The organism is Methylobacterium variabile (genome assembly GCF_001043975.1).
Taxonomy (GTDB): Bacteria; Pseudomonadota; Alphaproteobacteria; order Rhizobiales; family Beijerinckiaceae; genus Methylobacterium; species Methylobacterium variabile.
This window is the reverse complement of record NZ_LABY01000354.1, coordinates 1-10662: the sequence shown is the minus strand read 5'-3', so window position 1 is coordinate 10662 and position 10662 is coordinate 1. Positions and strand designations below refer to the sequence as shown.

Annotated in this window: 8 protein-coding genes and 2 pseudogenes; 7 read left to right on the top strand and 3 right to left on the bottom strand. The window is 71.6% G+C overall.

The genetic code is table 11. From position 1 onward, the window contains the following. Positions 1–310 (bottom strand): annotated as a pseudogene (locus VQ02_RS40155) (hypothetical protein); the annotation flags it as partial. Between the two features lie 243 nt (positions 311–553). Between VQ02_RS40155 and VQ02_RS32875 the strand changes: the two are divergent. The 7 genes from VQ02_RS32875 (at position 554) to VQ02_RS32845 (ending at position 7939) form a co-directional block, all read left to right on the top strand. After that, a complete protein-coding gene (locus tag VQ02_RS32875) occupies positions 554–1639 on the top strand; it encodes an acyltransferase family protein (RefSeq protein ID WP_245239923.1) in 1086 nt (361 codons plus the stop codon). Positions 1640–1762: 123 nt separating this feature from the next. Beyond that, complete coding sequence (locus VQ02_RS32870; protein ID WP_048448474.1) at positions 1763–2569, top strand: ABC transporter ATP-binding protein; 807 nt, start codon at positions 1763–1765, stop codon at positions 2567–2569. Next, positions 2562–3311 (top strand): ABC transporter ATP-binding protein, encoded by a 750-nt coding sequence (locus VQ02_RS32865; protein WP_048448473.1) that lies wholly within the window; start codon positions 2562–2564, stop codon positions 3309–3311. Before VQ02_RS32870 ends, VQ02_RS32865 begins: the two co-directional genes overlap by 8 nt. Before the next feature lie 32 nt (positions 3312–3343). Next, a complete protein-coding gene (locus VQ02_RS32860) occupies positions 3344–4600 on the top strand; it encodes an ABC transporter substrate-binding protein (RefSeq protein WP_083469583.1) in 1257 nt (418 codons plus the stop codon). 151 nt (positions 4601–4751) lie between these two features. Beyond that, positions 4752–5957, top strand: a complete 1206-nt coding sequence (locus VQ02_RS32855; protein ID WP_048448472.1) for an ABC transporter substrate-binding protein — start codon at positions 4752–4754, stop codon at positions 5955–5957. 78 nt (positions 5958–6035) lie between these two features. Then, a complete protein-coding gene (locus VQ02_RS32850) occupies positions 6036–6923 on the top strand; it encodes a branched-chain amino acid ABC transporter permease (RefSeq protein ID WP_048448471.1) in 888 nt (295 codons plus the stop codon). Positions 6924–6949: 26 nt separating this feature from the next. Beyond that, entirely contained in the window at positions 6950–7939 is a 990-nt protein-coding gene (locus tag VQ02_RS32845) for a branched-chain amino acid ABC transporter permease (RefSeq protein ID WP_048448470.1), read from the top strand. A 145-nt stretch (positions 7940–8084) separates the two neighbouring features. Here VQ02_RS32845 and VQ02_RS32840 read toward each other — a convergent pair whose 3' ends face one another. Together VQ02_RS32840 and VQ02_RS35030 are read right to left on the bottom strand one after the other, a co-directional pair. Further along, positions 8085–9308, bottom strand: a complete 1224-nt coding sequence (locus VQ02_RS32840; protein ID WP_083469582.1) for a TAXI family TRAP transporter solute-binding subunit — start codon at positions 9306–9308, stop codon at positions 8085–8087. A gap of 28 nt (positions 9309–9336) precedes the next feature. Further along, a pseudogene (locus tag VQ02_RS35030) lies at positions 9337–10662 on the bottom strand (hypothetical protein); the annotation flags it as partial.

Sequence of the window (10662 nt, the reverse complement as noted above, 5' to 3'; positions counted from 1 at the left end):
CATCCGCGAATACGCCCGCGAGATGATCCGCGACCACCGCGCCGCCAATGTGGCCCTGCTCGGCGGCCGTGAGAACGTGGCCCGCGGCGCCGGCATCGGCGGCCTGATCGAGGCGCCCTTCGCCATCGCGGGCGTATTCGCGGATGCGTGGGTTGCGCGACTTCTCGAGGGCGATCTGGCTCGATTTCACCTCGAAGGCATTCGACATCAGCGCCATCGAGCGGAATTCGTTGAAGTTGCCGACTTGCTGCGCGAAGGCGGGGGTCGCCAGAGCAACGGCGAGGCCGGTAAGGGCAACGAGCTTCTTCATGGGTCTTCTCCTGGCAATCTGTTCTTGATCTGTACGCGACCGGGCAGCCGAACAACGAGCGATCTGCTCGGCCACGCCTTGACAGGACGCTTTCGGGCTGGACAACGACGGACCGCAGCCATTGTTCCGCCGTTGCGTCACGTGCGCCAGGAGCGCCCCCTGGCCGCGGGCCGACGGTCTCCGGTATGACGGGTCGTCCGCGCCCCGGACGATCCGGGCGCGCCGCGAAGCGATCGGTTGTCCGTGACGCGCCCCACGCCCTTGCCGCTGATCCAGGTCCTGCGGGCCCTCGCGGCCTTGATGGTCGCCGCCGGCCACGCGCAGTTCGAGGCCGCGGGCCTCGCCGCGCGGGCGGGCCTCGCCTTCGCGCCGGCGGCCTGGCTGCCCTGGCCGGCGGGGGTCGACATCTTCTTCGTTATCTCGGGCTTCATCATCGTGCATGCGGCGGCGCCCCTGCACGGGCGGCCGGATGCCCGGCGGACCTTCCTCGCGCATCGGATCGCCCGGGTGGTGCCGCTCTACTGGCTCGCCACCTCGCTCTACCTCGCCGTCGGGTGGCTCAAGCCCGGCCTCCTCGGCGCCGGGGCCGAGAGCCCGGCCTACCTCGCGGCCTCCTACCTGTTCTGGCCGATGGCCCGGACCGACGGCGCGGTGCAGCCGCTCTACTCGCTCGGCTGGACGCTGAACTACGAGATGGGGTTCTACGTCCTCTTCGCCCTGGTGCTGCCATGGGGACGGCGGACGGCCGCCGCGTGCGTGCTCGCGCTCCTCGCCGGCCTCGTCGTCGCAGGACAGTCGGCCGGTGCGCTGCCGGTGCCGGTGGCGTTCTGGAGCGACCCAATCGTGCTCGAATTCGCCTGCGGCGCCGCCCTCGGGCTGGCGCGGCAGGAGGGTGTGCGCCTGGGGGGACCGGCGCGCCTGGCGCTCGCGGTCGCGGCCCTCGTCCTCCTGTCACTCGCCGGGGAGGCGCCCGCCCTCCCCCGCTGCCTCGCCTGGGGCGGACCCGCCACCCTGCTGGTCGCCGCCGCCGCCCTCGCGCCGGCGGCGGAGGGCGCGAGGGAGCCGCTGCGCCTCGCCATCCCGCTGGGAGACGCGTCCTACGCACTCTATCTCGCTCATCCCTTCGTCGTACGCGGCGTGCGGATCGCCGCCGAGGCGAGCGGCCTCGCGGGGCACCTCGGACCCTGGCCGCTGATGATCCTGATGCTTATCATCGCTTGCGCGGCCGCTCTCCTGCTGCACCGCATCGTGGAACAGCCGCTCACCCGGGCCGCACGCGCCGCTCTGACGCCCGCGCCACGGCCGATGCCGGCCGTGCATAAGATCTAACAAGCCCGGATCGCCCTTGGCTTGGGCTCGCCGGACGTGTTGACACTCCATCGACGCCATGCTGTTTCGCTATGCGATAAGCGCATGAGCGCGATAGAGGAAACGCAGGGGTGACGCGCCAACATGGCCCAACCGACCACCCACGCTGAGGGGAGCGCCCGAGGCAGCGCCGCGGGGCAGGACATCGTTCTGTCCACCGATGGGCTGACCAAGGAGTTCAAGGGTTTTCGCGCCGTGAACGGCGTGACGCTCGAGGTGACGCGCGGCACCATCCACGCGCTGATCGGCCCGAACGGCGCCGGCAAGACCACCTGCTTCAACCTGCTCACCAAGTTCCTGACGCCGACGGCGGGCTCGATCCGCTACAACGGCCGCGACATCACCGGCATGAAGCCGGCGGACGTGGCCCGGCTCGGCCTGGTGCGCTCGTTCCAGATCTCGGCGGTCTTCCCGCACCTGACCGTCAAGGAGAACGTCCGCATCGCCCTGCAGCGGCGCAAGCGCGGCGACTCGTTCGACTTCTGGCGCTCCGAGACCGTGCTGCGCGCCCTCAACCAGGAGGCCCTGCAGCTCGTCGAGGCGGTGGGCCTGTCCGACTTCGCCGAGGTGCCGGCGGTGGAGCTCTCCTACGGCCGCAAGCGGGCACTCGAGATCGCCACCACGCTCGCCCTCGAGCCCGAGATGCTGCTCCTCGACGAGCCGATGGCCGGCATGGGCCACGAGGACGTCGACCGCACCGCGGCGCTGATCCGGCGGGTCTCGGCCAACCGCACCATCCTGATGGTCGAGCACAACCTGTCGGTCGTCGCCTCGCTCTCCGACCGCATCACCGTGCTGGCGCGCGGCCAGGTGCTGGCGGAGGGCAACTACGCCACCGTGTCGAAGGATCCCCGCGTGATTGAGGCCTATATCGGAGCCGGTCATGGCTGAGGCGGTGATGACAAAGCCGGTCGCGACGCCCTCGGCGGACGCCGCTCCGCTGCTCTCCGTGCAGGGCCTCGAGGGCTGGTACGGCGAGAGCCACGTGCTGCACGGCATCACCTTCGACGTGCGGCCCGGCGAGGTGGTGACGCTGCTGGGCCGCAACGGCGCGGGCAAGACCACGACGCTGCGGGCGATCATCGGGATCCTGGGCAAGCGCAAGGGCTCGATCCGCTACGACGGGACCGAGACGATCGCGATGGCCTCGCGCAACATCGCCAAGCTGGGCTTAGGCTACGTGCCGGAGGAGCGGGGCATCTTCTCGAGCCTGTCGGTGTACGAGAACCTGATGCTGCCGCCGCGGGTGAAGCCCGGCGGGCTCTCGGTGGACCAGATCTACACGCTGTTCCCGAACCTGAAGGAGCGCTCGGGCAGCCAGGGCACCAAGCTGTCGGGCGGCGAGCAGCAGATGCTGGCCATCGGCCGGATCCTGCGCACCGGCGCCAAGCTGATCCTGCTCGACGAGCCGACCGAGGGCCTCGCGCCGGTCATCGTGCAGCAGATCGGCCGGACGCTGGCCCGGCTGAAGACCGAGGGCTACACGATCGTGCTGGTGGAGCAGAACTTCCGCTTTGCCCAGACCGTGGCCGACCGGCACTTCGTGGTCGAGCAGGGCCGGGTGATCGACATGATCCCGAACTCCGAGCTCGACGCCAACATCGACAAGCTGCACACCTATCTCGGGGTCTGATGCGGACGCGGGTCCTCCTCACGGCCCTGGCGATGGGCCTCGGCCTCAGTCTCGCGCCGGATGTGGCAGCGCTTGCCCAAGCGCCGGCCAAGGTTGCGCCGGCCAAGATCGAACCGGCGAAGGTTGCGCCGGTGAAGATCGGCGTGCTGAACGACCGCTCGGGCGTCTATGCCGACATCTCCGGTGAGGGGTCGGTCGTCGCCGCGCGCATGGCCGTGGAGGATTTCCGCCCCCGTGCCCGCGACCTCGTGGTCGAGGTCGTGGCCGGCGACCACCAGAACAAGCCCACCGTCGGCGCGGCGCTGGCCCGCGCCTGGTACGACCGCGAGGGGGTCGACGCGATCTTCGACGTGCCGACCTCCTCGGTGGCCCTCGCGGTGCACGAGGTCACCCGCGAGCGGAACAAGGTGTTCGTCGATTCGGGAGCGGGCACCGCGGACCTCACCGGGCCGCAATGCTCGCCGAATACCGTCCACTGGACCTTCGACACCGTGGCGCTGGCCAACGGCACCGGCGGCGCGATGGTCAAGCGCGGCGGCGACACCTGGTTCTTCGTCACCGCCGACTACGCCTTCGGCGAGGCCGTGCAGCGGGACACCACGGCGCTGATCCTGCGCCACGGCGGCCAGGTGCTCGGCAGCATCAAGACCCCGTTCCCGGCCTCGGACTTCGCCCCCGCCCTGCGCCAGGCGCAAGCGTCGGGCGCCAAGGTGATCGGGCTGGCGAATGCCGGCGGCGACACGATCGGCGCCGTGCGCGAGGCGGCGCGGCTGCGGCTGACGGAGGGCGGACAGGCGCTCGCGGGCCTGCTGATCTTCTCCTCCGACATCCATTCGCTGACCCCGAGGGTGGCGCAGGGGCTGGTGCTGACCGAGCCGTTCTACTGGGACCTCAACGACGCCACCCGCACCTTCTCCGACCGCTTCGCCCGCCTCTTCGGCGGCCGCAAGCCCACCGCCGCCCAGGCGGGGGTCTATGCCGGCGTGCTCCACTACCTCAAGGCCGTCGCCGACTTGCGCAGCGCCCAGGACGGCGGGAGGGTGGTGGCGAGGATGAAGGAGCTGCCGACCGACGATCCGCTGTTCGGCAAGGGTGTGATCCGCGCCGACGGCCGCAAGATCCACGACATGTACCTGTTCGAGGTCAAGAAACCGGCCGAGTCGCGGGGCGAGTGGGACCTCTACAAGACGCTGGCGACGATTCCGGGCTCGGAGGCGTTCCGGCCCCTCGACCAGGGGGGCTGCCCGCTCGTCGTCAAGGCCGCGCAAGCCGAGGGGGGCAGGCCCTGACGGCCGCGCCCGGCAGGCCCTTACGGGCCGCGCCGGGACCTCTTTCGGCCCACACCGAGAAGCGGGCGCGCGCACCAGCGCCGCAAGCCCGCCGGGACTTCGATCGTTTCTCGCCGCCGCGTGCGGGCGGTGCCCACAGGGAGGATATTCGATGCTGAAACGGCTGTTGCTCGCCAGCGCGCTCTGCGCCACCGCCTGCGTCCCGGCGCTCGCCCAGACGCCGGTGAAGATCGGCGTGCTGAACGACCGTTCGGGCGTCTATGCCGACATCTCCGGTGAGGGGTCGGTCGCCGCCGCCCGCATGGCTGTCGAGGACTTCAAGGCCGCCGAGAAGGGCCTGAAGGTCGAGATCGTCGCCGCCGACCACCAGAACAAGCCCGACGTCGGTGCCTCCATCGCCCGGCAATGGTACGACCGCGACGGCGTCGACGCGATCTTCGACGTGCCGACCTCCTCGGTGGCCCTCGCCATCAACCAGGTCACCCGCGAGAAGAACAAGGCGTTCATCAACTCGGGCGCCGGCACCGCGGACCTCACCGGGCCGCAATGCTCGCCGAACACCGTGCACTGGACCTACGACACCGTGGCGCTCGGCAACGGCACCGGCGGCGCGATGGTCAAGCGCGGCGGCACCACCTGGTTCTTCCTCACCGCCGACTACGCCTTCGGCCAGGCGCTGCAGCGCGACACCACCGAGGTGGTGACCAGGAACGGCGGCAAGGTGATCGGCGCGGTCAAGACCCCGTTCCCGACCGCCGACTTCTCGTCGTTCCTGCTCCAGGCGCAGGGCTCGGGCGCCAAGGTGATCGGGCTGGCGAACGCCGGCGGCGACACCATCAACGCGATCAAGCAGGCGGCGGAGTTCGGCATTACCGAGGGCGGGCAGGCGATCGCCGGCCTGCTGATCTTCTCCTCGGACATCCACGCCCTGACCCCGAAGGTGGCGCAGGGGCTGGTGCTGACCGAGCCGTTCTACTGGGACCTCAACGACGCCACCCGCACCTTCTCCGACCGCTTCGCCAAGCAGGCCGGCGGCAAGAAGCCGACCGCCGTGCAGGCCGGCGTCTATGCCGGCGTGATCCACTACCTCAAGGCCGTCGAGGCCCTGAAGTCGGCCTCCGACGGGTCGAAGGTCGTGGCGAAGATGAAGGAGCTGCCGACGGACGATGCCCTGTTCGGCAAGGGCACGATCCGCGCCGATGGCCGCAAGATCCACGACATGTACCTGTTCGAGGTCAAGAAGCCGGCCGAGTCCAAGGGCCCGTGGGACCTCTACAAGACGCTGGCGACCATCCCCGGCGCGGAAGCCTTCCGTCCGCTCAACCAGGGCAACTGCCCGCTGGTGAGCAAGAGCTGATGCCACCGCCGGCGGCGCGCTCTCGCGCCGCCGGCCCCCCTGAACCCGGCCAGGCCCCCACGCGAGTCGCCAGACCCCATGCCCACGATCCTCGGCGTCCCCATGCAGGCGCTCTTCGGCCAGCTCCTGCTCGGCCTCATCAACGGCTCGTTCTACGCCATCCTGTCGCTCGGGCTGGCGATCATCTTCGGGCTGTTGAACATCATCAACTTCACCCACGGCGCCCAGTACATGATGGGCGCCTTCGTCGCCTGGATGCTGCTGAACTACGCCGGCCTCGGCTACTGGTGGGCGCTCATCCTCGCCCCGATCGTCGTCGGCCTGTTCGGGGTGATCCTCGAGCGGCTGCTGATCTCGCGGCTCTACAAGCTCGACCACCTTTACGGCCTGCTCCTGACCTTCGGCCTCGCCCTCATCATCCAGGGCCTGTTCCGCAACGAGTACGGCGTCTCAGGCCTGCCCTACGCGATCCCCTCCGAGCTGTCGGGCGGCCAGCGCCTGCCGTTCATGTTCCTGCCCAACTACCGCGGCTGGGTCGTCGTCGCGTCGCTCGTCGTCTGCCTCGCCACCTGGCTCGTCATCGAGAAGACCAAGCTCGGCGCCTACCTGCGCGCCGCCACCGAGAACCCGACGCTGGTCCAGGCCTTCGGCGTCAACGTGCCCCTGCTCCTCACCCTCACCTACGGCTTCGGCGTCGCGCTCGCCGCCTTCGCGGGCGTGCTCGCCGCCCCCGTCTACTCGGTGAACCCCAACATGGGCGCCGACATCATCATCGTGGTGTTCGCGGTCGTGGTGATCGGCGGCATGGGCTCGATCCTCGGCTCGATCATCACCGGCTTCACCCTCGGGCTGATCGAGGGCCTGACCAAGGTCTTCTACCCCGAAGCCTCCTCGACCGTGATCTTCGTCATCATGGTGCTGGTGCTGCTGGTGAAGCCCGCCGGCCTGTTCGGCCGCACCGCCTGACCGCCTCGCCTGAAGGAACACGCACGATGTCCTCCGCCGCGGCGTCCACCGACGCCTCCCCGATCGCCACCGCCCTGCCCGAGGGCAAGGACGCCAAGGCCTTCCATCGCCTGGTCTTCGTCATCATCGCGGCTCTGCTCGTGGTGCTGCCCTTCATCCTCTACCCCGTCTTCCTGATGAAGGTGTTGTGCTTCGCGCTGTTCGCGCTGGCCTTCAACCTTCTGCTCGGCTACGGCGGCCTGCTGTCGTTCGGCCACGCCGCCTATTTCGGCATGGCGAGCTACGTCTCGGCCTACGCCGCCAAGGTCTGGGGCCTGACCCCGGAACTCGCCATCATCGCCGGCACCCTGGTGGCGGCCCTGCTCGGCCTCGTGTTCGGGGCGCTCGCCATCCGGCGCCAGGGCATCTACTTCTCGATGATCACCCTGGCGCTCGCCCAGATGGTGTTCTTCTTCTCGCTGCAGGCGAAGTTCACCGGCGGCGAGGACGGCATCCAGGCGGTGCCGCGCGGCCACCTGTTCGGAGTGATCAGCCTCGCCGACGACCGGGTGCTCTATGCCCTGGTGGCGCTGATCTTCTTCGCCGGGCTGCTCTTGATCTACCGCATCATCCACTCGCCGTTCGGCCAGGTGCTGAAGGCGATCCGCGACAACGAGCCGAGGGCGATCTCGCTCGGCTACCGGGCCAACCAGTACAAGCTGGCGGTGTTCGTGCTCTCGACCACGCTGGCGGGGCTGGCCGGCGCCACCAAGGCGATCGTGTTCCAGCTCGCGTCGCTCACCGACGTGCACTGGTCGATGTCGGGCGAGGTGGTGCTGATGACGCTGGTGGGCGGCATGGGCACGGTGTTCGGCCCGATCCTCGGCTCGTTCGTCATCATCGCGATGGAGAACTACCTGGCGCAGTTCGGCGCCTGGGTGACGATCATCCAGGGCGTGGTGTTCGTGGTCTGCGTGCTGCTGTTCCGCGAGGGCATCCTCGGCCTCGTCGCGCGCACCCTCAAGCGGCCGCTCTGATCCGAACCCGGTTCGGCAGGAGGACGGCGCCGGTTCCGCGAGGGGCCGGCGCCGTCCTCGTTTCGGAGAGGCTCCCGGGTCCCGATCCGGCGCGGGGCTCCCGCGAGCGCCCCCCCGTCCGCGGCCCGCGAGCGGATCCGCGCCCTCAGCGGACCCGCCCGTCGCGCCAGCGCAGGAACTCCTGGTAGAGCTGATCGCGGTCGACCTCGCCCGCGGCCCGGCGCTGGGCCAGGAACTGCGCCACCTCGCCGGGGGCTGCCGCCGCCGTCGGGGCGGGGCCGCCGCGACGCTCCAACCAGTCCTTGGCGGCGGGGAAGCGGGGCCAGTCGGCCACCTCGGCGGTCAGGTTCACCTCGCGCCACTTCGGGTGGCGGGGGGCTTTGAGGAAGGCGTCGTACTGGCTGAAGAAGGCGTCGACGAAGCGGGCGATGCGGGCGTAGCGCTCGCTGCTCCGCGGCCAGTTGTAGGCCGCTAGGATGGTGCCGACCGCCAGCGTGCGCACCGGCGCGCCTTCGGGGGCGAGGAGCGGGTAGTCGGCGTGGGTCAGCTCCGCCGGCATGTAGCTCTCGGCGGCGGCGCCCGCGAAGGGCACGTCGAGGAGGCGGAAGCGGCCGCCGCCCTGGAACTCCGACAGCACCGCCACCGGCTTGGCCGCCACCGAGACCACGGCCGCGATCTCGCCGCGCTCCAGCATCCCGAGCGCCGCCGGCTGGTCGACGTTGACCGCCTCGACGGTGAGGCCGAGGCCTGAGAACATCGCCCGCCCGGACACGTCGGTGCCGCTGCCACGCACGTCGAAGCTCACCTTGCGGCCGGCGAGCTGGCGGATGTCGGTGATCTCCCGGGACGCCACCACGTGCAGCTCGTCGTTGAACAGCCGGGCGATGTAGGCGATATGCGACTGGGCATTGCCGACCCGCCGGTCCTTGCGCAGCTGGTCGAGGGAATCGGTGCGCACGAAGCCGATGTCGATCCCGCGCAGGTAGCGCAGGTCGTAGGCGTTCTGCCCGGCGCCCTTGCCCATCACCGGCAGCACCCGCAGGTCCTTGTAGCCGTCGAGCACGAAGGCGAGGTCGCTCGCCATGCGGAAGTAGGTGCCGCCGGGCGTGCCCGAGATCACCGCCACGGTGTTGGCGTTGAGGTGGGAGCCCAGCGCCACGTCCTCGGCGGTCTCCCGCATGGCGGCCTGCGCCCGCGGACCGGCCTGGGGCCGGGAGCCGGCCTGGGGGCGCGGCCGGGCCGGGGCGTCCCGGTCGGGCACCGGCGCGGCGGCGGGCAGGGTATCGGGGGGCTGCGCGCCGGCCTGTCCCAAGGGCAGCAGGCAGGACAGCAGGGTAGCGAGGCAGAGCACGGCGGCGCGGCGTGTCATAGAGGTCTCCCCTCCCTCGATCGGTGCTTCACTCGCCGGGCCACGGCGCGGCCAGGGGCACCACGAACGGGCCGGGCAGGCCCGCCTGGCGGATGGGATCGATCCAGGCCACGGGCCCGCGCGCCGGCGCCGCGTCCTCGAGGTCCCGGGCCTCGCGGTCGCGACCGGCCTGAGCCTGGTCGCCGTGCTTCCGGTTGACCTGCGCCTGGCGGTAGAGGGCGCTCGCCTTCTCGCGGTCGCCCCGCATGCCGCGGACCTGCAGGGCGGCGAGCGTGTCGGGATCGTAGGTCTCGGCGAGCAGCGCCGTGGCCCGGGCGCTGCCGCTCCGGACGCCGAGGGTGAGGAAGAGCCGCGCCCCGCTGATGTCGCCCCGCCCGAGCAGGACCGCGACCCGCGCCATCAGCCGCTCCTCGTCGACCGCCTCGGACGATCCCGCCGAGAGGTTGCCCGGACCGGCGCGGACCGGCAGGGAGCCCGCCCGCGGCGCCGCGCTCAGGCGGGCGTGGAACACCAGGGAGGGGTCCGGCTGCCGGGCCTCGGTGACCCGGTCGAGGCGGCCCTTCAGGCGGTCGAGGCGTCCGCGCGTCTCGGCCTGCTCCCGCTCCGCCGCCTGCCGCCCCTGCTCGGCCCGGTCGCGCTCGCCCGCCAGCCGCCCCTCGCGGGACGCGGCCTCGGACCGGGCGACCTCGGCGGCGCGGAGCGCGACGGCGAGGCGGCGCAGGCCCGCCCGCATCGCGGACCGCTCCCGCGCCGCCGCGTCCTCCTGCGCCTGATGGGCGATCCGCGCGGCCTCGGCAGCCTTCTCGAGATCCGCGACGCGCCGGCGCGCCTCCGCCAGGGCCGCCGCCAGGTGCTCGGCCCGGGCCCGCTCCGCCTCGAGGGCGTGCCGACGCTCCTCGGCGGCGGCCTCCGCCACCCGGCGGGCCTCCTCGGCGACGGCCGCCCGCGCCGGCGATGCCTCCGTCCGCTGCGCCTGCGCCCGCAGCTCCTCGGCCTCGGCCCGGGCGACGGTCAGTTCGCGCCGGGCCGCCGTCGCGGCGTCCGACAGGGCGGTGGCCCGCGCCTCCTCCTGCTCCAGGCGCTTCCGGCTCTCGGCCGCCTCGGCCTCCGCCTGCCGCACCCGCGCCTCGGCCTGCCGGCGGGCCTCCTCCAGGATCCGGGCCTCCGGCCCCGGCGCCGCCACCGGCCGGGCGGCGTCGCCGGGCGGACGAGCCGAGTCGCTCGCCTGGCGAGCCGAGTCGCTCGCTTGGCGAGCCAGGATGACGCGGACCTGCATCTGGCGCGGCACGCCGGCCCGGTCCGCCTCGGTGACCTCACCGGGCGCCGGGCTCGCGGGCGGAGGTGGCGCGGCGGG

Bases quoted from the DNA above. Each gene is read 5' to 3' on its own strand.
- VQ02_RS32870 (WP_048448474.1), top strand. From the start codon at position 1,763: ATGGCCCAACCGACCACCCACGCTGAGGGGAGCGCCCGAGGCAGCGCC.
- VQ02_RS32865 (WP_048448473.1), top strand. From the start codon at position 2,562: ATGGCTGAGGCGGTGATGACAAAGCCGGTCGCGACGCCCTCGGCGGAC.
- VQ02_RS32860 (WP_083469583.1), top strand. From the start codon at position 3,344: ATGGGCCTCGGCCTCAGTCTCGCGCCGGATGTGGCAGCGCTTGCCCAA.
- VQ02_RS32855 (WP_048448472.1), top strand. From the start codon at position 4,752: ATGCTGAAACGGCTGTTGCTCGCCAGCGCGCTCTGCGCCACCGCCTGC.
- VQ02_RS32850 (WP_048448471.1), top strand. From the start codon at position 6,036: ATGCCCACGATCCTCGGCGTCCCCATGCAGGCGCTCTTCGGCCAGCTC.
- VQ02_RS32845 (WP_048448470.1), top strand. From the start codon at position 6,950: ATGTCCTCCGCCGCGGCGTCCACCGACGCCTCCCCGATCGCCACCGCC.
- VQ02_RS32840 (WP_083469582.1), bottom strand. From the start codon at position 9,308: ATGACACGCCGCGCCGCCGTGCTCTGCCTCGCTACCCTGCTGTCCTGC.